We start from the raw sequence: 322 nt of genomic DNA, 5'->3' as shown, positions 1-322 counted from the left end.
TGGAGCCAAAGCTGAAGCTGGCCCCCGCGCTGACGTTCTGCTGTTTACTGTGGTAGCTGTCGGTATCCTGCTCGCTGCGCAGGGTCAGGTCACGCCCGATAACTGCCGTCACGCGCTCACCGCTGACCTGCGCCCCGGTGAGGTTTGTATCGCGTCCGCTGATGAGGGTCAGGTTGTTTCCTGCCTCCACGGTGGTTTCCGTATGGGTGGCGCCGTTGCCTTTTTCATGGCCCCTGCCGGCGTTCACGCTGGCGGAGACGTTAATGCCCCAGCCGCCGGAGCCTGCGCCGATACCCACGCCGAGGCTGCCGCCCTTACTTTC

Annotated in this window: 1 protein-coding gene; it reads right to left on the bottom strand. The window is 64.3% G+C overall.

The window, feature by feature from the left end; all coding sequences use genetic code 11:
• On the bottom strand, positions 1 to 322 hold a 322-nt coding region (locus JJB97_RS18475), incomplete at both ends, for a hemagglutinin repeat-containing protein (RefSeq protein WP_238715545.1).

The organism is Tenebrionibacter intestinalis (assembly GCF_016632365.1).
Lineage (GTDB): Bacteria > Pseudomonadota > Gammaproteobacteria > Enterobacterales > Enterobacteriaceae > Tenebrionibacter > Tenebrionibacter intestinalis.
This window is presented reverse-complemented; position numbering and strand designations above follow the sequence as displayed.